Source organism: Sinorhizobium fredii USDA 257, assembly GCF_000265205.3.
In the GTDB taxonomy this organism is placed as follows: domain Bacteria; phylum Pseudomonadota; class Alphaproteobacteria; order Rhizobiales; family Rhizobiaceae; genus Sinorhizobium; species Sinorhizobium fredii_B.
This window is the reverse complement of sequence record NC_018000.1, coordinates 2,624,636-2,646,634: the sequence shown is the minus strand read 5'-3', so window position 1 is coordinate 2,646,634 and position 21,999 is coordinate 2,624,636. Positions and strand designations below refer to the sequence as shown.

At 63.6% G+C, this 21,999-nt stretch carries 20 protein-coding genes, 1 pseudogene and 1 other annotated feature; of the genes and pseudogenes, 15 read left to right on the top strand and 6 right to left on the bottom strand.

Features of this window, described 5'->3' with window-relative positions; all coding sequences use genetic code 11:
• Positions 1 to 27: 27 nt before the first annotated feature.
• Positions 28 to 321 (bottom strand): hypothetical protein, encoded by a 294-nt coding sequence (locus USDA257_RS37380; protein ID WP_174900810.1) that lies wholly within the window; start codon positions 319 to 321, stop codon positions 28 to 30.
• Here USDA257_RS37380 and USDA257_RS12205 point away from each other — a divergent pair.
• The 5 genes from USDA257_RS12205 to USDA257_RS12185 all read left to right on the top strand — a co-directional run bounded on the left by USDA257_RS12205 (position 257) and on the right by USDA257_RS12185 (position 6,611).
• Positions 257 to 1,468, top strand: a complete 1,212-nt coding sequence (locus USDA257_RS12205; protein WP_086018005.1) for an NRAMP family divalent metal transporter — start codon at positions 257 to 259, stop codon at positions 1,466 to 1,468. The genes USDA257_RS37380 and USDA257_RS12205 overlap by 65 nt on opposite strands.
• Before the next feature lie 10 nt (positions 1,469 to 1,478).
• Positions 1,479 to 2,243, top strand: a complete 765-nt coding sequence (locus USDA257_RS12200) for a LamB/YcsF family protein (RefSeq protein ID WP_014763262.1) — start codon at positions 1,479 to 1,481, stop codon at positions 2,241 to 2,243.
• A gap of 133 nt (positions 2,244 to 2,376) precedes the next feature.
• Positions 2,377 to 3,183: a putative hydro-lyase gene (locus tag USDA257_RS12195; protein WP_014763261.1), complete on the top strand. Its 807-nt coding sequence runs from the start codon at positions 2,377 to 2,379 to the stop codon at positions 3,181 to 3,183.
• Positions 3,184 to 3,190: 7 nt separating this feature from the next.
• Positions 3,191 to 4,792: a 5-oxoprolinase subunit B/C family protein gene (locus USDA257_RS12190; RefSeq protein ID WP_014763260.1), complete on the top strand. Its 1,602-nt coding sequence runs from the start codon at positions 3,191 to 3,193 to the stop codon at positions 4,790 to 4,792.
• A gap of 40 nt (positions 4,793 to 4,832) precedes the next feature.
• On the top strand, positions 4,833 to 6,611 hold the full coding sequence (locus USDA257_RS12185) for an acetyl/propionyl/methylcrotonyl-CoA carboxylase subunit alpha (protein WP_014763259.1): 1,779 nt from the start codon (positions 4,833 to 4,835) through the stop codon (positions 6,609 to 6,611).
• Positions 6,612 to 6,653: 42 nt separating this feature from the next.
• Here USDA257_RS12185 and USDA257_RS38525 read toward each other — a convergent pair.
• Positions 6,654 to 6,813: pseudogene (locus USDA257_RS38525) on the bottom strand (SMP-30/gluconolactonase/LRE family protein); the annotation flags it as partial.
• A gap of 152 nt (positions 6,814 to 6,965) precedes the next feature.
• On the opposite strand from USDA257_RS38525, the gene USDA257_RS12180 reads away from it, so the two are divergent.
• Complete coding sequence (locus USDA257_RS12180; protein WP_014763258.1) at positions 6,966 to 7,925, top strand: dihydrodipicolinate synthase family protein; 960 nt, start codon at positions 6,966 to 6,968, stop codon at positions 7,923 to 7,925.
• A 246-nt stretch (positions 7,926 to 8,171) separates the two neighbouring features.
• On the opposite strand, the gene USDA257_RS12175 is transcribed toward USDA257_RS12180, so the two are convergent.
• The gene (locus tag USDA257_RS12175; protein WP_041415182.1) at positions 8,172 to 8,894 is read right to left on the bottom strand and encodes a FadR/GntR family transcriptional regulator; all 723 of its coding nucleotides are present in this window, start codon (positions 8,892 to 8,894) and stop codon (positions 8,172 to 8,174) included.
• 77 nt (positions 8,895 to 8,971) lie between these two features.
• Here USDA257_RS12175 and araD point away from each other — a divergent pair, with 77 nt between their 5' ends.
• The 4 genes from araD to USDA257_RS12155 all read left to right on the top strand — a co-directional run bounded on the left by araD (position 8,972) and on the right by USDA257_RS12155 (position 14,454).
• Positions 8,972 to 10,696, top strand: coding sequence for an L-arabinonate dehydratase (gene araD / locus USDA257_RS12170; RefSeq protein WP_014763256.1), 1,725 nt, complete (start codon positions 8,972 to 8,974; stop codon positions 10,694 to 10,696).
• 33 nt (positions 10,697 to 10,729) lie between these two features.
• Positions 10,730 to 11,515 (top strand): NAD-dependent epimerase/dehydratase family protein, encoded by a 786-nt coding sequence (locus USDA257_RS12165; protein WP_014763255.1) that lies wholly within the window; start codon positions 10,730 to 10,732, stop codon positions 11,513 to 11,515.
• Positions 11,516 to 11,632: 117 nt separating this feature from the next.
• Positions 11,633 to 12,685: a glycoside hydrolase family 25 protein gene (locus tag USDA257_RS12160; protein WP_014763254.1), complete on the top strand. Its 1,053-nt coding sequence runs from the start codon at positions 11,633 to 11,635 to the stop codon at positions 12,683 to 12,685.
• Between the two features lie 154 nt (positions 12,686 to 12,839).
• Positions 12,840 to 12,895 (top strand) — a sequence feature (sul1 is cis-regulatory element that is thought to sense ions involved in sulfur or methionine metabolism; They are found in Alphaproteobacteria).
• Between the two features lie 68 nt (positions 12,896 to 12,963).
• The gene (locus USDA257_RS12155) at positions 12,964 to 14,454 is read left to right on the top strand and encodes a SulP family inorganic anion transporter (protein ID WP_041414137.1); all 1,491 of its coding nucleotides are present in this window, start codon (positions 12,964 to 12,966) and stop codon (positions 14,452 to 14,454) included.
• 63 nt (positions 14,455 to 14,517) lie between these two features.
• Here USDA257_RS12155 and USDA257_RS12150 read toward each other — a convergent pair whose 3' ends face one another.
• From USDA257_RS12150 to USDA257_RS12140, 3 genes are all read right to left on the bottom strand, one after another.
• Complete coding sequence (locus USDA257_RS12150) at positions 14,518 to 15,414, bottom strand: SMP-30/gluconolactonase/LRE family protein (protein ID WP_014763252.1); 897 nt, start codon at positions 15,412 to 15,414, stop codon at positions 14,518 to 14,520.
• Positions 15,415 to 15,558: 144 nt separating this feature from the next.
• Positions 15,559 to 16,590, bottom strand: a complete 1,032-nt coding sequence (locus tag USDA257_RS12145) for an L-idonate 5-dehydrogenase (protein WP_014763251.1) — start codon at positions 16,588 to 16,590, stop codon at positions 15,559 to 15,561.
• Between the two features lie 115 nt (positions 16,591 to 16,705).
• Positions 16,706 to 17,653 carry a 2-hydroxyacid dehydrogenase gene (locus USDA257_RS12140; RefSeq protein WP_041414136.1) on the bottom strand — a complete coding sequence of 316 codons (948 nt, stop codon included), beginning with the start codon at positions 17,651 to 17,653 and terminating at the stop codon, positions 16,706 to 16,708.
• An 86-nt stretch (positions 17,654 to 17,739) separates the two neighbouring features.
• Here USDA257_RS12140 and USDA257_RS12135 point away from each other — a divergent pair, with 86 nt between their 5' ends.
• The 5 genes from USDA257_RS12135 to USDA257_RS12115 all read left to right on the top strand — a co-directional run bounded on the left by USDA257_RS12135 (position 17,740) and on the right by USDA257_RS12115 (position 21,351).
• Positions 17,740 to 18,495 carry an SDR family oxidoreductase gene (locus tag USDA257_RS12135; RefSeq protein WP_014763249.1) on the top strand — a complete coding sequence of 252 codons (756 nt, stop codon included), beginning with the start codon at positions 17,740 to 17,742 and terminating at the stop codon, positions 18,493 to 18,495.
• On the top strand, positions 18,464 to 19,000 hold the full coding sequence (locus USDA257_RS12130) for a gluconokinase (RefSeq protein WP_080605569.1): 537 nt from the start codon (positions 18,464 to 18,466) through the stop codon (positions 18,998 to 19,000). The genes USDA257_RS12135 and USDA257_RS12130 overlap by 32 nt, the downstream gene beginning before the upstream one ends.
• Entirely contained in the window at positions 18,997 to 19,884 is an 888-nt protein-coding gene (locus USDA257_RS12125) for an NAD(P)-dependent oxidoreductase (RefSeq protein WP_014763247.1), read from the top strand. Before USDA257_RS12130 ends, USDA257_RS12125 begins: the two co-directional genes overlap by 4 nt.
• On the top strand, positions 19,881 to 20,213 hold the full coding sequence (locus USDA257_RS12120; RefSeq protein ID WP_014763246.1) for a hypothetical protein: 333 nt from the start codon (positions 19,881 to 19,883) through the stop codon (positions 20,211 to 20,213). Before USDA257_RS12125 ends, USDA257_RS12120 begins: the two co-directional genes overlap by 4 nt.
• Positions 20,214 to 20,334: 121 nt before the next feature.
• Positions 20,335 to 21,351, top strand: coding sequence for a LacI family DNA-binding transcriptional regulator (locus USDA257_RS12115; protein ID WP_041415178.1), 1,017 nt, complete (start codon positions 20,335 to 20,337; stop codon positions 21,349 to 21,351).
• Positions 21,352 to 21,999: the final 648 nt, after the last annotated feature.

Below are 21,999 nucleotides of genomic sequence, written 5' to 3'. Positions count from 1 at the left end.
ATGGTACCCAAGTAATGTACAAATCGCTCAACATTTTAACAACATAGTAGAAAGACAAAATAAAAATTGTTGAACAATCTTGACAGAATTGTGAAACGAGAAGACGCTAGCTTCCATCCGAAAATTCACGTGGGCCAACCTGAGGGAGTTGAGGGGGCGGCCGCACATAGGGAGAGAGTTAATGGAGCAGCCATCTATTTCATCCAGCGGCGCCGGGCCCGCCACGTTGTCCGGCCCGTCTGACAAATCGCCCAGCATGTCGGCCAAGTCGCGTCGCTCGGCATTGACAGCCGCAATTTTCCTGATGGCTACCTCGGCCATCGGCCCGGGCTTCATTACCCAGACCGCAACATTCACGACCAAGCTCGGGGCGGCTTTCGCCTTCGCCATCCTTGCCTCGATCCTAATCGACTTCGTCGTGCAACTTAACATCTGGCGGATCGTGACGCTGACGAAGATGCGTGCCTCCGACCTTGCCAATGCGGCCATCCCGGGCTCCGGTTATCTGCTCGCCATTCTCGTCATTGTCGGCGGACTGTTCTTCAACATCGGCAATATCGGCGGCACCGGCCTCGGCATCAATGCGATGATCGGGCTCGATCCGAAGGTCGGCGGTGCCATCAGCGCCGTCTTGGCGATAGGCATCTTCCTGTCGAAGCGCGCCGGCATGGCGGTCGACCGGTTCATCATCCTTGCCGGCGTACTCATGATCGCATTGACTGTTTACGTTGCCATCGTATCGGGGCCCCCCGTCGGCGATGCGCTGTTCCAGACTTTCCTGCCGTCCACCATCGATTTCGCCACCATTACAACCATCGTCGGTGGCACGGTCGGCGGTTACATCACCTATTCCGGCGCCCATCGCCTGCTCGACAAGGGAACGGTCGGCATCGAAAATCTCGGTGCGGTCAACCGCGCGGCCCTCACTGGCATCGCCGTGACCGGCCTCATGCGTTACGTGCTCTTCCTCGCGGTTCTCGGCGTGGTCGCGAGCGGCGTCGTCATCGATGTCTCCGGCAAGGGTGCGAACCCGGCCGCCCAGGCCTTCCAGACCGCGGCTGGCGGCATCGGCCTGCGCATCTTCGGCGTCATCTTCTGGGCAGCCGCGATCACCTCGGTCATCGGTGCTGCCTATACATCGGTTTCCTTCATCACCATTTTCAAACAGGACATCACCGAACGCGCCCGCAACATCGCGACGGTGATCTTCATCGCCATCTCGCTGATGTTTTACGTCGTCATCACCACGCCGCCGGCCCAGATGCTTGTCTTCGTCGGTGGTTTGAACGGTCTCATCCTGCCGATCGGTCTGTCGATCTTCATCTATGCGGCTTGGTCCCGTTCCGACCTCATGGTCGGCTATCGTTATCCGCGTTGGCTGCTGGCGATGGGCGTACTGGTCTGCGCGCTGACCTGGTACATGGGCTACAAGTCGATCGGCCCGATTTTTGCGCTTCTCTCAGCCTAAGGAGATCCAGATGACTGCCATTGATCTTAACAGTGACCTCGGTGAAAGCTATGGCGCCTGGAGCATGGGCGATGACGCGGCGATGTTGGCCATCGTCTCGAGCGCCAATATCGCCTGCGGCTTCCATGCCGGCGACCCGCTCGGTATCCTGAAAACCGTCAGGGCGGCCGCTGAAAAAGGTGTTTCGATCGGGGCGCATGTCTCCTATCCCGATCGCGTCGGCTTCGGCCGGCGTGACATGGATGTCACGAGCGCGGAACTGACCGCCGACGTCATCTACCAGATCGGCGCCCTGAAAGGCGTCGCCGCCGCAGCCGGTGTCACCGTCGGTTATGTCAAACCACATGGCGCGCTCTACAACCGCATTGCCCGCGACCCGAAGCAGGGCCAGGCGGTGATCGACGGCATCAAGGCCATCGATCCGGATCTCGTGCTGATGGGACTGGCCGGCGCACCTGTCCACGAGGTTGCCCGCAAATCGGGCCTCAAGACCGTAGCCGAAGCCTTCGCCGACCGTGCTTATGCGCCGGACGGCCAGCTCGTCTCGCGTCGCGAGCCGGGGGCGGTGCTGCACGATACTGATGTGATCGCACGGCGGATGCTGCAGCTCGCCCATGAGGGTTCACTCGAAGCGATCGACGGCTCGACCATCAACATCGATGCGCAGTCGATCTGCGTGCATGGTGACAGCCCCGGCGCCGTGGCGATCGCTCGGGTAATCCGCCAAGCCTTCGAGTCCGACGGGATCACCGTTCGTTCGTTCTTGGGGGCCTAGATCACGACGATTCTGTGTCGAATTCGACCAAAATCATAAACGTGATGGATCCTAATAACTCAGAGCGGGATGCGGGCGGAAAACCGCTCACACTTTTCCTCAGCTCGCCCAGGACAATTGTCGGGAGGACACCGTGATTGCGATTGAAAACCTTGGCCACGTCGATGCCGAAGCGGCTCGCGGAGCGCGTGAACGCTATCGCGGCGGCAGTGTCGAACCGACATCCGGTGTCGCACCGGGCTTCACCCAGGCGAACATGATCGTCTTGCCGCGCGACTGGGCCTTGGACTTCCTGATCTATGCGCAGCGCAATCCGAAGGCTTGCCCCGTGCTCGACGTCTCCGATCCCGGCTCGCACACGACGCTTCTGGCGCCGGGTGCCGACCTGCGCACAGACCTCCCGCTTTATCGCATCTGGCGCGACGGCAAGCTCGTCGAGGAAACAGCCGATGCGACTGCCGCCTGGGCAGGGCACGCGGACCTCGTCAGCTTCCTGATCGGCTGCAGCTTTACTTTCGAAACGCCGATGATCGAGGCCGGCATCGAGATCCGCCACATTACCGACAAGTGCAATGTCCCGATGTATCTGACCAGCATGCCCTGCCGGCCCGCCGGCCGTCTGCATGGCAACATGGTCGTTTCGATGCGCCCCATCCCGGCGTCCCGCGTGGCGGATGCCGCGACGATCTCCGGCCGCTTTCCGGCCGTGCATGGCGCACCCGTGCACGTCGGCGCGCCGCAGGAGATCGGCATCAAGGACTTATCCAGGCCGGAATTTGGCGATCCGGTGCGCATCGAGCGGGGCGAAGTCCCTGTCTTCTGGGCCTGCGGCGTCACCCCGCAAGCGGCCGTGATGGCGTCCCGTGTGCCTTTTGCGATCACACATGCGCCCGGGCACATGTTCATCACCGATATTCCCGATTCCGCATATCACGCGTGAGGTTTTGATGCGTTTCCTGCCCGTCAGCCTGACAGTACTGCTTGTCGAACTTGCCGATCTCGACAAGACGCTGGCGCTTTTTGCCTCGCTCAGCGCCGATCCGGTGGAAGGCATTGAGGACATGGTGCCGGCCGCACGGACGCTGATGATTCGCTTCCGGCCGGAAACGCTCACGGCGGAGAGGCTGGCCGGCGAGATCACCACCCGCGATCTGTCGGCCCGCATCGCGCCCTCCGACAAGCTCGTCGAGATCCCGGTCCGCTATGATGGTGAAGACCTGGAAGACGTGGCGGAGTTGACCGGGCTTTCCGTGGAAGACGTCATCCGCCGCCACACCGAAAGCACCTTCACCGTCGCCTTCTGCGGCTTCGCGCCCGGCTTCGGCTATCTCGTTGGCGGCGATCCCGCCCTTCAGGTGCCGCGCCGCCAGAGCCCGCGCACGAAGATCCCAGCCGGTTCGGTCGCCTTGGCCGGCGCCTTCAGCGGCGTCTATCCACAGGCAAGTCCGGGCGGCTGGCAGATCATCGGCACGACGCCGGAGCGGATGTGGGACCTGTCACGCGATCCGCCAGCACTGTTCCAGCCCGGCTACCGCGTGCGCTTCTTCGATCTGGAAAAGAGGTCGGTCCCGGGTTCCGCGGCGGGGGTGAAAGCTCCAGACGCCAGCTCGACCGAGCTCACTGCCGAGGCGCTGACGCTAAAGATTCTGGCCGCGCCCATGCCGGCGCTGTTCCAGGATCTCGGCCGCTTCGACCAGACCGGTCAGGGTGTATCCTCCTCTGGCGCGCTCGATCGGGGTGCGCTGAAAGCCGCCAATCGGGTCGTCGGAAATGCCGTCGGCACGCCGTGCGTTGAAATCATCCCCGGTGGCTTCTCGTTCGCAGTATCGGGCCGCACGGTCGTTGCGCTCACCGGCGCGCCCTGTCCAATTTCCATCCGTGACGCCTCCGGGCGAACAATTACAGCCGAAAGCTATCAACCGATCTCACTGGAGCCTGGCGATGTCGTGACGCTCGGCCATGCGCCGAGAGGAATGCGCTGCTATCTGGCCATGCGCGGCGGCTTCCATGTAAAGCCGGTACTCGGCAGCGCCTCTACCGATACGCTCGCCATCGTCGGTCCGGATCCCGTCACGGCAGGCGCCATTCTGACGGTGGAAAAGGAAACCGCGACCTTGGCCAGCGTATCCCTCACCGAAATGCCGGCCTTCGAGCATCCCGCTCCCGGCGAGGTCGTGACGCTCGACGTGATCATGGGCCCGCGCAGCGACTGGTTCACCGAGGCGGGCATTGCCAGCCTCTCCGATCAGCTCTGGCAGGTGACGCCGCAGTCGAACCGTGTCGGTATCCGCCTTTCAGGTGAAACCGCGCTCGAGCGCAGGGACAAGGCGGAATTGCCGAGCGAGGGTACGGCGACCGGCGCCATCCAGGTGCCGCATAGCGGTCAGCCGGTGCTTTTCCTCGCCGACCATCCGCTCACCGGCGGCTATCCGGTCATCGGCACGGTTGCCGAGTACCATCTCGATCTCGCCGGGCAGATCCCGGTCAATGCCCAGATTCGCTTCCGGCTCGTGACGACTTTCGCGGAAATTCACATCGCGGGGGCTTGAGACCGCGATCCGGCCGATCAAAAATTGGGAGGAGACATCCATGAAGAAGGTTCTGATCGCCAATCGTGGCGAGATCGCAGTGCGAATCATTCGAGCCTGTCGCGACCACGGCCTGCAATCGGTCGCCGTCTATGCCGATCCGGACATGGATGCACTCTTCGTTGAGCTGGCCGACGAAGCCTATGGGCTCTCCGGAAGCCGCCCCGACGAGACCTATCTCGACGTCGACAAGCTAGTCGACATCGCCAAGCGCTCTGGCGCCGACGCCGTGCATCCGGGCTATGGGTTCCTTTCCGAGCGGGCTGAATTCGCCCGGGCTGTTATCGATGCCGGCCTCACCTGGATCGGCCCCGACCCGCAGGTCATCGAGGCACTGGGCGATAAGGTCGAAGCACGGCGGATTGCTTTGAGCGTCGGTGCACCGTTGGTGGCCGGCAGTGATGGCCCGGTCGACACGGCTGCCGAAGTGATCGCCTTTGCGGAAAAGCACGGATTGCCCGTAGCCATCAAGGCGGCCCATGGCGGCGGCGGCCGTGGCTTGAAGGTCGCCTGGAAGATGGAGGAAGTGGCGGAACTCTACGAATCCGCCGTGCGTGAGGCCAAGGCCGCCTTCGGCCGCGGCGAATGTTTTCTCGAACGCTTCCTCGACCGTCCGCGCCACATCGAGGCGCAGGTTATGGCCGACAAGTACGGCAATGTCGTGGTGCTGGGGACCCGCGACTGCTCGCTGCAGCGGCGCAATCAGAAGCTCGTCGAGGAGGCGCCTGCCCCATTCCTCTCCGACACTCAGCGCCAGTCGATCCATGACGCTGCGAAGAAGATCTGCGCCGCAGCCGGCTATGCAGGCGCCGGCACCGTCGAGTTCCTGCTCGGCGTCGACGGCACGATATCTTTCCTTGAAGTGAACACCCGCCTGCAGGTCGAACATCCGGTGACCGAGGAGACAACCGGCATTGACCTCGTCATCGAACAGTTCCGCATCGCCGACGGCCTGCCCCTGCGCGTCACCGAAACGCCTGCCCCGCGTGGCCATTCGATCGAGTTCCGCATCAATGCCGAAGACCCAGGGCGCGGTTTCCTGCCGACGCCGGGAGCGATCACCGTTTTCGACGCCCCGTCCGGGCCCGGTATTCGACTCGACAGCGGCGTGGTGTCGGGTTCGACCGTACCCGGCACCTTCGATTCGCTGGTGGCGAAGCTGATCGTCACCGGCGCCACCCGCGAGGAAGCCTTGAGACGCGCCCGTCGCGCCCTGAAGGAATTCAGAATCGAGGGCGTTGCCACTGTTCTGCCCTTCCATCGCGCCGCGATTGAGACGGAGGATTTTAGCGGCGAGAATGCCTTTAAGGTGCACACGCGCTGGATCGAGACCGATTTCGCCGCCCGTCTCGAGGCGGAGGCTCGCCCCGAACCGGTTGCCAATCTTTCGCTGATCCGCACGCATGTCGAAATCGACGGCATGCGCCATCAACTCGGCATTCCCGCCGCCCTGCTTGCCGGTCTCGGCGGACTTGCAGGCCAAGGCGTCGGTGCGGCAACGGCGACCGAGACGAACGACGCGCTGGACGTGACCGCGCCGATATCCGGCACCCTGCAAGCCTTCAAGGTCGAGGATGGCGCAGACGTCGCCGCCGGCGAACTCATTGCCGTCATGGAAGCGATGAAGATGGAAACCCAGGTCACGGCGCCGCGGACCGGCAAGATCCGGATAAAGGCCGAGGCCGGGGCCTATCTGCAAGCCGGCGCCGAGATCGCTCGCTTCGAGGCCCCAGCGGCAGTCAAAGACGACGATTCATTTCCTCCCGGGACGCCGGCATAGCGATCGCGCCGGGTCAAGAGCGGGCTCGTCGAGCGAACCCCCGGTCCATTGGATATGGTCGGCGCCCGAAAGGTCCGCGCTATGCAGAGCCCCGCGACCGATATCGACGAAGAACAGGCAGTTGCGATTCATCGTAAACGGGGCTCTCGGCCACCTCGCAGCGCAGGTCCAGCACGCATTCAAATGTCAAGTCGAAAGACATGTTTTGCACATCGTCTGAACGCCAGCTTTTCACGACTCCGCGACAATGCGCGGAATTCTTTAGGTTTAGCGATCTCGTTTTTCCTTAACATCTCTCTTGCCTCCGCTCAACTTGTAAAATAAAAATACAAGAAACTTGCCCAGGAGATTTCCATGAAAACGACATCCGTCACCACGGCCGACCTCGGCGCCTCCGTCCTCTCGGTCCCGCCTTTGGCGCGCGACGCGCAGGGAGTGCCGAACAAGACGGAAAATCGCCGACAGGTGGATTGGCTGCGCTCGGGTGGTGTGACGACCTATCTGTACGGCGGCAACGCCAATCTCTATAATTTCGGCGTCATGGATTTCGGCCGGCTGCTCGACATGCTCGAGGAGATCGCGCCTGCCGACGGCTGGATGATCCCGTCGATCGGCGCCGATTTCGGCAAGGCCGCCGATCAGGCCGCCATCCTGCGCGAGCGGGCCTTTCCGACCGCCATGGTCCTGCCGCTCTCCTTTCCGGCAACGCCGGCGGGCCTGGCCTCCGGCTTTGCCAAGCTTGCCGACATCATGGGGCGACCGCTGATCGCCTATATCAAGAACAACGGGTTCATGGAGGCGGCCGACATCGCCCGTCTCTTCCGCGATGGCGCGATCTCGGCGCTGAAATATGCGGTGATTCGTCCCGAGCCGAAGGATGATCCCTATCTCGCCGCAATCCTCGAAGCCGTCGGCTCCGGCGAGCGGATCGTAAGCGGCATCGGCGAGCGCCCGGCGATCGACCACATGGAAATGGGCCTGACCGCATTCACCTCCGGCTCGGTCTGCGTCGCCCCGCATCTCTCGACGGCGATCCTGAAGGCCGGCCGCGAAGGTCGTTTCGCTGACGCCAGGGCCATCCGCGAAAGCTTCCTGCCGCTCGAGGACCTGCGCGATGCCCATTCGCCGATCCGTGTCCTGCACGAGGCGGTGCGCCTCGCCGGGATTTGCGATACGGGACCGATCGGCGACTTTCTCACCAATCTCGACGGCGCCGAACGGCTCGAGGCCATCACCAAAGCGGCGCGCGAGCTTAAGTCAAAGTGTCAAGGGGCGGCGGCTGCAGCCACACCACTGCGCTCGGCGAGCGCCTAGCGAGTAACTGTGATGGCCCTTGCCCCATCCCCCTCTGGCCTGCCGGCCAGCTCCCCTATAAGTGGGGAGAACGCATGTATTGCGCGCTGTGCCCATCAAGAGGCGCTGTCTTCCGGCAAGCCGTTTGATTGGTGCACTCGGCCTGCGGCGAGTCGATCTCGCCCCTCGTGGGGGAGATGGCCGGCAGGCAAGAGGGCGGTAGGACCTGCCGCTATCCTTCGGGTCTCGACGCCGGACGATGCCTGCCTAGAGATCGCCGTAGGATCCGGTGACGCGGGCGCGGGATTCCGTCAGGTGGTAGCGCATGTGGAGACGTGCCAGGTCGGCATTCTGGCTGGAGATCGCCATGAAGATCTTGCGATGCTCTTCGAGGACCCGGCGCCGCCGGTCTTCCGAGCCCTGCTGCGTAAGGCTCAGGGCCATGCGCATCGAGCCGCTCATGATGTCGCGCAAGTCTTGCAGGAGGCGTGGAAACAGCTCGTTTCCCGCGGCGGCCGCGACGGCGAGGTGGAAGGCGAAATCCTCCTCCCAGCCGTTCTCGCCGCGCTGGAAGGCACTCTCGAGCGCCGCAAGCGCCTCGCCGATCTGGTTCAACTGGGCTTTGGTGCGCCGCATCGCGGCCAATCCGGCGCACTCGGTCTCGAGTGCAAGACGCGGTTCGAAGGCTCTCAGATAGCTGGCGATCTCTGCCGAGGCGGCAAAATCGGTGAGCTTGTTGGAGGGCCGCGACTTGACGAAGGTGCCGATCCCCTGGCGCGAGACCACCAGCCCATCCGCCTGCAGCCGCATCAGCGCTTCGCGCACCACCGGACGGGAGACCTGGAAGTCGCTGCAGATGCGCGCCTCGGACGGCAATTTCGCGCCTTCGGCGAATTGCCCGCTGGTGATCTGCTCGAGGATCTGGCCGTAAAGTACGTCGGCAAGGCGTTCGCGCCGCGCCGGCTTCAGTTTCAACATCACGTCGTTCAATAGCTTGGTCTCGCCTGTCATTTTTCTGGACAGGTCTAATTTAGCCGAGCCGATCGGGAATGCAAAGGAGGTCGCGGATGACCAAACGCAAGAGTCCAGAAGATCTTAGGAGTTTCCGCTGGTTCGGCGCCAAGGATCTGCGCTCCTTCGGCCATCGCTCCCGCCTCTATCAGATGGGCTACGACCAGCAGGAAATCGCCGCCAAGCCTGTCATCGCGATTATCAACACCTGGAGCGACATCAATCCGTGCCACGCGCATCTGCGCGCCCGCGCCGACGAGGTGAAACGCGGCGTCTGGCAGGCGGGCGGCTTCCCGGTCGAGCTGCCGGCCATGTCGCTTGCCGAGACCTATGTAAAACCGACGACGATGCTCTACCGCAACTTCCTCGCCATGGAGGTGGAGGAACTCATCCGCTCGCATCCGGTCGACGGCGTCGTGCTGCTCGCCGGCTGCGACAAGACCACGCCGGCGACGATCATGGGCGCCATCCAGGTCGACCTGCCGACGATCTTCGTGCCGGCCGGGCCGATGCTGCGCGGCAATTATCGCGGCCAGCCGCTCGGCTCGGGCTCGGACGTCTGGAAATACTGGGCCGAGAAAGAAGCCGGCCGGATCACCGAACTCCAATGGAACGATATGGAGCGCGGCATCGCCCGCTCCTACGGCACCTGCATGACGATGGGAACCGCCTCGACCATGACGGCGCTCGCCGATACGCTTGGCCTGTGCCTTCCCGGAGCTTCCGCCATTCCCGCCTCCGACGCCGGCCATTCGCGCATGGCCGCACTTTCCGGCGCCCGCATCGTCGAAATGGTCTTCGAGGACCTGAAACCCTCCGACATCCTGACGGCCAAGGCCTTCGAGAATGCGCTGGCGGTGCACATGGCGATGGCCGGCTCGACCAATGCGATGATCCACCTGATCGCCATGGCACGGCGGTGCGGCGTTCCCCTGACCCTGGAGGATTTCGACCGTATGTCGGAGAAGGTGCCGGTGCTGTGCAACATTCGCCCGACCGGCGCCTTCCTGATGGAGGATTTTTTCTATGCGGGTGGCCTTCTTGCCCTTTGGAAACAGCTGGAGCCGCTGCTGCATCTTCAGGAACGCAACGTCATCGGCACCATCGGCGGGGCGATCGAGCACGCCGAGATTCACCTGCCTGACGTGATTCGCCCGCTGGACAACCCCGTGGCTGGCCGCGGCGGCACGGCGATCCTCAAGGGCAACCTGGCGCCCGACGGCTGCGTTATGAAGCCGGCCGCCGCCGATCCGGCGCTCCTCAAGCACCGCGGCCCCGCACTCGTCTTCGACGATTACGATGCGATGATGCGGGCGGTGAACGACGAGAATCTCGACGTGACCGCCGAGACCGTGATGATCCTGCGCAACGCCGGTCCGGTCGGCGGACCGGGCATGCCCGAATGGGGCATGCTGCCGATCCCGAAGAAACTCCTGAAACAGGGCGTGCGCGATATGGTCAGGATTTCGGATGCGCGCATGAGCGGCACCAGCTATGGCGCCTGCATCCTGCACGTCGCGCCGGAGTCTTACGTGGGCGGCCCGCTGGCAGCCGTCCGCAACGGCGACATGATCGCCCTCGATGTCGCCAGCCGGACGATCACCCTGGAGGTCGACGCGGCGGAGATCGAACGCAGGCTCGCCGAATGGCGTCCGCCGGCGCGCGACTATTCACGCGGCTATCTGAAGATGCATGCCGAACATATCCAGCAGGCTCCTGAGGGCTGCGACTTCACTTTCCTGCAGTCGCCCCACAAGCTGCCCGAGCCCGAGATCCATTGAATTCCCGTGACCCATTGAATTGAGGTGAGACCGATGATCAAGCGACTTCTGGTAACGGGCGCCGGCGGCGGCCTCGGCCGCTATGCGCGTGAAGGCCTGAAAGGATCAGCGGAGATCCTCCGCCTCTCGGACATCGTCGACATCTCGCCGGCCGGCGATGGCGAGGAGGTGGTGCGATGCGACCTCGCCGACCGGCAGGCGGTCGACGAACTGGTGCGCGGTTGCGACACGATCCTGCATCTCGGCGCGATCTCGGTTGAAGCCAGTTTCGACGCGCTGCTTCAGGCGAATTTCCTCGGCACCTACAATCTCTACGAAGCGGCGCGCAAGGCGGGCGTCCGACGCATCCTCTTCGCGAGTTCCAACCATGTGATCGGTTTCCATCCGGTCGGGGAACGGCTCGACGACAAGGCAGAGCGCCGGCCCGACAGCCTCTACGGGGTCAGCAAATGCTTCGGCGAGGATCTGGCGCGGCTCTATTTCGACAAGTTCGGCCTGGAGACGGCATGCCTGAGGATCGGCAGTTGCTTCGACGCGCCCAAGGACCGGCGCATGCTCTCCACCTGGCTCAGCCCTCGCGACTTCCTCTCGCTGGTCGGTAAGCTCATCGAGGCGCCGGCGATCGGCCATCTGGTGCTTTACGGCGCCTCGGCGAACCGCGATGCCTGGTGGTCGAACGCGCACGCCGAATTCCTCGGCTGGAAACCGCAGGATACGAGCGAACCCTATCGCGAAGCGATCGAACGGCGCGAAAAGGAGCCCGCCGCGGGCGGCGACTATCAGGGCGGCCGCTTCGCGACGGCCGGGATTCTCGACTGAGGGGCGCGCCCGTTAAGTTCGGATTCAGTCTTTCTTGGTAATTTCCCGTTAGCACTTCCGATCAGTCGCGACGGCATCATGCCCCGCCGTCGACAATGTTCTGCGTACGGGTCCCCAATGCGTTTGTCGGCTGCGCCAGCAATCTTTCTCACTTGCCTTGTTCTCGCGGGCTGTGCCTCCAGTTCCGGTCCGGAAACAGTTCTCGCGCCGCGGCCATCGCGCGAAGTGACGAGTTCGGTCGCGCCGCCGGCCGCCCCGGTTGTTTCGGTTCCGGCCGCGGTCCCCTCCGGCGAGGTCGGGATGGCCGAAGCGCCAGGCGAACCGCCGCAGGAGCTCGCCTGGGCTGGGCAGGTTCCGCAGCCGCAGGCCTTCACGTCCATGGAGAGGGAAGCCGGCATGCCCGTTCCGATGGAACGGCCGGTCGCGATGGTCATTCCGGACAACCCCGCCATCGACGACGCCCCGCGGACGCGTTCACGCGTCTACGGCCACCGCTTCCGGGACGCCAAGCCGATCAATTTCGGCAAACGATCACCCAGAAAGCTCGCTGTGCACGGCGTCGATGTTTCACGCTGGCAGGGCAATATCGACTGGGAGAGGCTCCGGACGCAGGGGGCGAATTTCGCCTATATCAAAGCGACCGACGGCGGCGACCATCTCGACCCGATGTTCAAGAAGAACTGGCGCCGGGCGCAACAGGCCGGCCTGAAGCGCGGTGCCTACCACTTCTTCTACTGGTGCCGGACGGCCGGCGAACAGGCCGACTGGTTCATCCGCAACGTTCCGCGCGAGGCCGACGCCCTGCCGCCGGTCATCGACGTTGAATACAACGGCGAATCGAGCTGCAAGCGACGCCTCTCGCCGGCGCGAGTGCGGGAGAAGATGCAGGTCTTCATGGACAAGCTGGAGCGGCATTATGGCCAGCGGCCGATCATCTATACGGCGCCGGATTTCTATCGCGACAATCTGAGGAACGCATTCCCCAACCATCCTTTCTGGCTGCGCGCGGTCGCCGCCCACCCGTCAAAGGTCTATCCGGGCCGCAAGTGGGTCTTCTGGCAATATTCCGGCTCCGGCCTGTCGCACGGCGTCGACGGCCGCATAGACCTCAACGTCTTCCACGGCAGCGAGTCCGAATGGCACAACTGGGTGGCGGGGCGATCGACCTGACACATGGCCGCGCAAGGGACAAGTGCCGGCGCTATTCGGAGGGCAGCTTTCTCACGGCTTGCCGCTCGCGATGCAATGGAGATGCTATTCTTTGCGCCGCATACAATAGATCGTTGCCTAAAGCGGCCTGTTTTGTATAAACGGAGCCACTCACCCCGGACCCGGTGAAACTCCGGGTGGCTCTTCTGGCCGCCGATCCGCCAGACAACGCAACAGCATCAAACCAAACAAGCCGGACCTCCCACCGGCCTGGTGCACTACTCTTGCGAAGAAAAATCATGAAACTGACACTCGCCAGCTACAAACGCGAATGGTTCTCCAACATCCGCGGCGATGTCCTCTCCGGCATCGTCGTGGCGCTTGCTTTGATACCCGAGGCGATCGGCTTTTCGGTCATCGCCGGCGTGGATCCGAAGGTCGGGCTGTTCGCCTCCTTCGCCATTGCCTGTGTCTCCGCCTTCGCCGGCGGCCGGCCCGGCATGATCTCGGCGGCAACCGCCGCCACCGCTGTGCTGATGGTCACCCTGGTCAAAGAACACGGCCTCGAATACCTTTTCGCCGCAACCTTGCTGATGGGCATGATCCAGATCGCAGCCGGTTTCGTGAAACTTGGCCGGGTGATGCGCTTCGTCTCGCGATCGGTGATCACCGGTTTCGTCAATGCGCTTGCTATCCTGATCTTCATGGCACAGCTTCCGGAACTCATCGGCGTGCCACACGTGACGTATCTGATGATCGCCGCCGGGCTCGCGATCATCTATCTCTTCCCCTATGTCACGAAGGCAATTCCTTCGCCGCTGGTGGCCATCGCCGCCCTGACCGCCATCGCCTATTGGAGCGGTATGGACATCCGCACCGTCGGCGATCTTGGCGAACTGCCGTCGAACCTGCCAATCTTTGCCCTGCCGCAGGTGCCCCTCACCCTCGAGACGCTACAGATCATCTTCCCCTATTCGGTGGCGCTCGCCGCGGTCGGGCTGCTCGAATCCCTGCTGACCGCTCAGATCGTCGACGACATGACCGACACGACGAGCAACAAGAGCCAGGAATGCATCGGCCAGGGAGCCAGCAATATCGCTTCCGGCCTGATCGGCGGCATGGGCGGCTGTGCGATGATCGGCCAATCGGTGATCAACGTCACTTCCGGCGGGCTCGGGCGGCTTTCGACTTTCGTCGCCGGTGCCTTCCTCCTGTTCCTGATTTTGGTGCTTGACGACCTGGTGCGGATCATCCCGATGGCGGCATTGGTTGCGGTGATGATCATGGTCTCGGCCGGAACCTTCTCCTGGCGTTCGATCTTGGACCTCAGCCGCAATCCGCTCCCCTCATCGATTGTCATGCTGGCGACAGTCATCACCACCGTCGGGACGCACGATCTGGCCAAGGGCGTCCTCGTCGGCGTGCTGCTTTCCGGCGTGTTTTTTGCCGGCAAGGTCGCGCGTCTCTTTCATGTCCGCTCGACGCTCGCCGAGGGCGGTAAGCTGCGCACCTACTATGTCGACGGCGAAATCTTTTTCGCGTCTACCGAGGCTTTCATCGCGGCCTTCGACTTCGCCGAGCCTTTGGCGAAGGTCGTCATTGACGTGGCTGACGCGCATCTCTGGGACATCACCGCCGTCGGCGCGGTGGATAAGGTCGTCCTCAAATACCGCCGCCATGGCGTTGCCGTCGAGGTGATCGGTCTCAATGAGGCAAGCGCCCATATGCTCGACCGCTTCGCTGTGCATGATAAAAGTGGCGACGCGTCGCTGGCCACGCCGGCGCATTAGCTAACCGCGACCCCACATTTCTCACCGCGGCAGCGCGGGCCGCCGCGTAGATACGACTGCATCTCAAGGATACTGCACGCCCTTGCGGTTGAGCGTGATCGTATAGACGCTGGTCGTCGCGGTTATGAACAGCTGATGCTTTGCGCGGCCCCCGAAGCAGATATTCGAGACGAGTTCCGGCACAAGAATTTTGCCCATCAGATGTCCGTCCGGGGCGATGCAATGGACGCCGTCGGCGGCCGAGGACCAGAGGTTCCCGTCGCTGTCGACGCGAATGCCGTCGGCGCAGCCGGGCGTGATCGTGTGGAACACTTCGCCGTCGGAAAGCGCGCCATCGGCGCCGACGTCAAAGGCGCGGATATGCTGCGGGTCGGAGGAGAACATGCGCCCGGTATCGGCGACATAGAGCCGGCTTTCATCCGGGCTGAAGGCGAGACCGTTCGGGCAGGCAAAATCCGTCAGAACCGTCTCGATCGTACCGGACGGGCGGACCCGGTAGACATTGCAGGGCAACTCCTGCTCAGCGCGGAAACCCTCGTAGTCGGTCATGATGCCGTAATGCGGATCGGTGAACCAGATCGACCCGTCGGTTGTCACCACCACGTCATTGGGCGAATTCAACCGCTTGCCCTGGTAGCTGTCGGCGATGACCGTTATCGATCCGTCGAGCTCCGTGCGCGTCACGCGTCGCGTGCCATGCTCACAGCTGACCAGCCGGCCTTCCCGGTCGCGCGTGTGGCCATTGGCATAGTTCGAAGGGCTTCGGAATGTCGAGATGCCGACGCCCGGCAGCCAGCGGAGGATGCGGTTGTTGGGAATGTCGGAGAAGAGCAGGCAGCCTGCGTCGCCGAACCAGACCGGCCCCTCGACCCAATCGAAGCCGGTGGCGATCTGCTTGAGGGGCGCATTGCCCATGACGAAGGACTTGAAGCGGGCATCCACCACCTCGAAGAACGACATTCCGATTTCCCTCCCCGTTCCAATATCGACGAGCGGCGGCATGGCGCCGCCCGTCTGCCGGCGCGAGACGAAGCTCGCCACCACGTCGGCTTATTTTTCAGTGGCCGCAGATTGCCTCGCCGGCGCGACGACGGCAACCGTCCGTCAGGAAAAGGCGATCTGCGCCTTCATCGCCTGGCTGCGGTCGCTCGCCAGTTCGAAGGCGGTAACCGCTTCGGCCAGCGGCACCGTGTGGGTAATCAGCGGCTTGACGTCGATCAGTCCCTGCTGCATCAGCCGGACGCCGATGGCGAATTCCTCGTGAAAGCGGAAGGAGCCGCGCAGTTCGAGCTCCTTGGCGGTGATCGCCATCATCGGCAGGCTCATGTCGCCGCCGAGCCCCAGCTGGATGATGATGCCGCGCGGCCGAAGCGCGGCAATGCCGGCGGTCAGTGCTGGCGCCGCTCCGGAGCACTCGTAGAGAACGTCGAAGCTGCCCTTTTCGGCGCCATAGGGGGCGAGCGCATCCGGCTCGCTCTTCATGTTGATGACCCGATCCGCACCGGCCTTTTTCGCCAGCGCCAGGGTGAAGTCGGAAAGATCGGTGGCGACGATCTCGGCCGCACCGGCACGCCGCGCGGTCAGAATTGCAAGCACCCCGATCGGCCCGCAGCCGGTGACGAGAACCCGCTTGCCGAGCATTTCCCCGACCCGGCGCGTCGCATGCAGCGCCACCGCCAACGGTTCGGCAAGCGCCGCCTCGCCGGGTGTCAGGCCATCGGCCGGCACGCATTGAACGGCGTCGGCGACCAACACCTCGCGAAACGCGCCCTGGATATGCGGAAACGGCATGGCACTGCCGTAAAAGCGCATGTTGAGGCACTGATTGTGCAGCCCTTCCTGGCAATAGCGGCAGGTGCGGCATGGCCGCGATGGCGACACGGCGACGAGCTGGCCCGTTTTGAGCCCGTCAACGCCCGGACCGAGCGCTTCCACATAGGCCGAGACTTCGTGCCCGAGGATCATCGGTTCGCGCAGACGCACAGCGCCGAAGCCGCCGTGGTTATAATAGTGGAGGTCGCTGCCGCAGACGCCGCCGACGGCGAGGCGAAGCCGCACCTCGCCTGGGCCCGGCGCTTCGACTGCCCGCTCCTCGATGCGCAGGTCCTTTGCGCCATGAACGACGATAGCTTTCATCGGAGTCTCCTAGAGCAATTCCAGGAGAAACGTGTCACGGTTTTCCGTCCGGAATTGCATAGTTTCAAGAAGTTAGATCGTTTTCATTGTTTCAGCGAAACGATGAAAGGGGATTTTAGAGAACGGGCGTCAGCAGCGGCTTGCCGGCAAAATGCGCGGCGAGATTGTCGCGCACCAGCTGGCCCATCGCCTTGCGCGTCTCGATGGTGCCCGAGGCATGGTGCGGCTGGAGCAGCACATTGTCGAGCGCGAGGAAGCGCGGGTTGAGTGCCGGCTCGCCTTCGAAGACGTCGAGCGCCGCCGAGCCGAGGGTCTTGTTCTCCAGCGCTTCGAGCAGCGCCTCCTCGTCGAGGTTGGAGGCGCGGGAAATGTTGACCAGCATGCCCTCGGCGCCGAGCGCCGCGATCACCTCGCGGCCGACGATATGGCGCGTCGCGGCCGAGGCGGCAAGCGTAACGAAGAGGAAGTCCGAGCACGCCGCAAGCGCCACCGGATCGGCGATAAACTCCCATTCGGAGGCGTAGGACTTCGGTTCGACGTCGGAATATGCGATGTCCATGTCGAAGCCCTTGAGGCGTTTGGCCACCTCATAGCCGATCCGGCCCAGCCCGAGCACGCCGGCGCGCCGGCCCCAGACACGCCGCTTCAGCGGATAGAGGCCCTTGGCGGCCCAACTGCCGTCCTTCACCCAGCTTTCCGCGCGGATCATGCCGCGCGACAGGCACAGCATCATCGCCACACCGAGATCGGCGACGTCGTTGGTCAAGACGTCCGGCGTGTTGGTGACGCGCACGCCGCGTTCACGGCAGGCGGCAAGGTCCACCGCATCGAAGCCAACGCCATAGACGGATATGACTTCGAGCCCCGGGCAGGCCTCGATCATCGCGCGGGTTGCGCCGAGCTCGCCACGCGTGGCAATCCCCCGCACGCCGGGACCGACTTCGGCGAGGAACCGCGCCTTGTCCGCCGCATCGAAATAGCGATGCACCGCGAAAGCCTCGTTCAACGGGCCCTCGTCCCACTCCGGATAGGGCCCGACCTGCAGAATATTCGGCTTGCTCAAATCAAAACTCCGTCCCTTGACATTGAATGTTATCGATAACATAAACAGATCAGCCCTGAATGTCGAGATGAAATGCGGGAGGAAAAATGGCCCTTGAACTGTTCGATCTCAGAGGCCGGCGGGCACTTGTCACCGGCTCATCGCAGGGCATCGGCTTTGCGCTGGCACGCGGCCTCGCCGATGCCGGTGCAGAAGTCGTCCTGAACGGGCGGGATGCGGCAAAGCTCGCCGAAGCCGCAGAGCGCATTGCCGGGGCGCGAAAGCTCGCCTTCGACGCCACCGATCATGAAGCGGTGCGCAGCGCCGTGGACGGCTTCGAGGCGGACCTCGGGCCGATCGACATTCTCGTCAACAATGCCGGCATGCAGCATCGCACGCCGCTCGAGGATTTTCCCGCCGACGCCTTCGAGAGGCTGCTCAGGACCAATATTTCGACGGTCTTCAACGTCGGCCAGGCGGTGGCGCGGCACATGATCAAGCGCGGCGCCGGCAAGATTATCAACATCGCCAGTGTCCAGACAGCGCTTGCCCGCCCCGGGATCGCCCCCTACACGGCCACAAAGGGCGCAGTCGGCAATCTCACCAAGGGCATGGCGACCGACTGGGCGAAATACGGACTGCAGTGCAACGCCATTGCGCCGGGCTATTTCGATACGCCGCTCAACGCCGCCCTGGTCGCCGATCCGACTTTCTCGGCATGGCTTGAAAAGCGCACGCCGGCCGGCCGCTGGGGCAAGGTGGAGGAGCTGGTCGGCGCCTGCATCTTCCTCGCCTCGAACGCTTCCTCTTTCGTGAACGGACATGTGCTCTATGTCGACGGCGGCATCACCGCATCTCTCTGAGGTTCCCCGGCGCATGGTGCTGATGGGCGTTGCCGGCTGCGGCAAGTCCTCTGTCGGCGCCGCCCTCGCCACGCGCCTCGGCGCCGTCTATCGCGACGGCGACGACCTGCATCCGGCGGACAACATCGCCAAGATGAGCCAGGGCATCCCCCTGTCGGACGAGGACCGCTGGCCATGGCTGACCCGCGTCGGCGAGGCGCTTGCAGCCGGCACCAGGCCAACGATCATCGGCTGCTCGGCGCTGAAGCGCGCCTACCGCCAACACATCGAAAGTAAAGCCGGCGCGCCCGTTACCTTCATCCATCTCGCCGGGACCGTCGAGGTCATCGAGAAGCGAATGAAGGAGCGGCAAGGCCATTTTATGCCGCCGGCGCTGCTCGCCAGTCAGTTCGCGGCGCTTGAGCCGCCGGGACCGGACGAGAATGCAATCAGCGTGGATATCGACCAGCCTCTCGATGCGGTCGTCGAAGCCATCGCTGCCCAACTGGGAGGACTGCGAGAATGACGAACAGGGTCGCATTGATCGGTGCAGGAGCCATGGGCGGCGCCATTGGGACGAGGCTCATCGAAACCGGCAATCAGCTCACGGTCTTCGACCTCGACCGGGCGAAGGTGCAGGAGCTGGTCGACATGGGGGCGAAGGCGGCGGCGAGCGCGGCGGAAGCCGCGGCGGTCTCCGACTCCGTCATCCTCAGCCTCAACTCGGCGAAGATTGTGCATATCGCCGTCTTCGGCGAGGCCGGCGTCGCGAGGGGCGCCAAGGCCGGAACCCTCATCATCGACATGTCGTCGATCGATCCGGACACTACGAAGGCGCTGGCGCTCGAAGCGGCGGAGAACGGCCTGCGCTGGGTCGACAGCCCGCTTTCGGGCGGCGCGCCCAAGGCGCTCGTCGGACAGTTGACGCTGATGGCCGGCGGCAGGGAGGAGGACGTGGCGGATGCCTATCAGGTGCTGAAGCACGTCGCCTCGAACTACACGCATATGGGACCGTCCGGCGCCGGGCAGACGACCAAGCTGATCAACCAGGTTCTCTGCGGCCTGAATTTCCTCGCCGTCGCCGAGGCGACGCAGCTGGCGCTCGACGCCGGCGTCGACGCCGCGAAAATCCCGCAAGCGCTGAAGGGCGGTCGGGCCGATAGCGCCATCCTGCAGGAATACATGCCGCGCTTCGTCGCCAAGGATTACCGGCGGACGGGCCGGATCGACAACATGGTGAAGGACCTGAACGGCGCGCAGGATCTCGCCCGCCGCACCAACACCGCCATGCCGCTGACAGCAACCTGCGCCGAGGTGCACCGGATGCTGACGGCGGCCGGCCTCGGCGGCGAGGACCAGGCGGCGCTGATGGAATATTTCAAGGGACCCAACAAGGAGATTGTCGAATGATCACCCGCTACGCGCTGTTCGAGGGAAAGGTGAAGGAGGGCGAGACCGAGGCCTTTCGGGCTGCGGTCCTCGAAAACATCCTGCCGAAATGGAAAGCCTTTCCCGGTGCGCTCGACGTGCGCATCACCTTCGCGGACGCCCGCGATGAAGGAGCGCCGGAGATCCCGATGATCCTGGCGATTAACTACCCGGATCTCGACACGGTCGAGACGGCGCTGGCGAGCCCGGCGCGGGCGGCGGCGAAGGCCGCGACGGAAGAGGTGCTGGCACGCTTCTTCGAAGGACGCATCCACCACCACGTCACTCAGGCGAACGAATTCCGCCTTTGAGTACCTCCGAGCGGCACTCGTCAGAGTGCCGCTTCAGGGAGAATTGCCTACCAACCAAGAGAGGCTTGCATTCCGCCGGCAATCCGGGTGTACTTGGATGGTAACGATAACACGGATGCAGATGCACAATATCCGCAAGCCCCCGACGATGGCCGATGTGGCACGGCGAACCGGCGTTTCGCCGATGACGGTTTCGCGCGCCTTCAAGCGTGACAGTTCAGTCAGCCAGGAGACCCGCGAGGCGGTGCTGCGCGCCGCCGAGGAGCTCGGCTATGTCTTCGACAGCACCGCTTCCAATCTCCGCTCGCAGCGCACCGACTTCATCGCGGTGACGATCCCGTCGATCAACAATGCCAACTTCGCCGATACAGTGCGGGCGCTTTCGGACCGCGTTTCGGAAAGAGGCCTGCAGATCCTCCTCGGCTACACCAATTATGACGTCCGGGAGGAGGAGCGGCTGATCGAGCAGCTCCTGCGGCGCAAACCTGAAGCGATCGTGGTGACGGGCGGCAAGCATACGCCGCGGGCGCGAAAGCTCCTTTCGAATGCCGTCATCCCGGTCATCGAGACCTGGGACTTGCCCGAGGAGCCGATCGGCCATGTTGTCGGATTCTCGAACGCCCAGGCGGTCAGGGAAATGGTCGATCACTTCGTCGCCGTCGGCTACCGGAAGATCGCCTTCATCGGCGGCGACGCGGACCGCGACACGCGCGGCGCCGACCGGCGCCAGGGTTTTATTGCGGCCTTGAAGGACCACGGGCTTGATGCGCCGCGCCTGATCGCCGCCGGTCCGCCGCCGATTTCGATGCGCGAGGGGGCGAACGCCATGGGGCAGTTGCTCGAGCGCTTTCCCGACACGGAGGCGGTGATCTGCGTTTCCGACCTTTCCGCCTTCGGGGCGCTCACCGAATGCCAGCGGCGCGGCATCGCCGTGCCCGACAGGATCGCCATCGGCGGCTTCGGCGACTACGAGATCGGAGCAATCTCCGTGCCTAGCCTGACGACGATCAACGCCTTCGCCAGCGAGATCGGCGCAAAAACGGCGGAGCTGATCCTCGACGTGCTCCACGGCAAGCTCGACCGGCCGGCGCGGCTGACGATCCGCCCCGACCTGATCCTGCGCCAGACCAGCCGTTAGACCAGCCTAACGGGCGGAAATTCCAAACCATCTGCCGTACCTAGCCGCCGTCGCAAATCTCAACCTATCCGAGGGCAGCCGGGACGATTAGCGAAGTACACGGTCATAAAGCGTCCCCGGCGCACGCCCTCGACAGCAATCTCGCGGCGCGTGACAGATTGGACCTCGGGGTCACGAACTCCGAGCCTGTAGGCACGACGAATCGCCTGGCGTTCGCTACAGCCGCGATAGGGTCGGTAGTCGTCGTCGTCATCATACCTTCGCTCGCGAAGTTCCGGTCCACCGGGTCCGATATACAGGTCCAGGGACTGCGCTGACGGGATAGATGGCATGGCGTTCCACGTACCGGCCCCAATCAAGCCAATTGCGAGCAGCTTACCAAAGGACCTTTTCATGGTTTCTCCTCCACTATTTCAGTGAAAGCTAATCTGTATTCAACGAAATCGTGGCAGATGGGTTCCCCAAAATCGGGCAGCGGGTGGGACAGCAATGGAGGAGCTAACGCCGGGAAAATTACGCCACCCCTCTTCGTCGGTCGAAGTCGGAATAAACACGCCCGACGACGACTGGCGACGATAGCGGAAAGTCCCTGCCTCGCGTCGCCACCAGCGTTATAGATCGTACTGCGAGACGCACTGCCGGACGGAG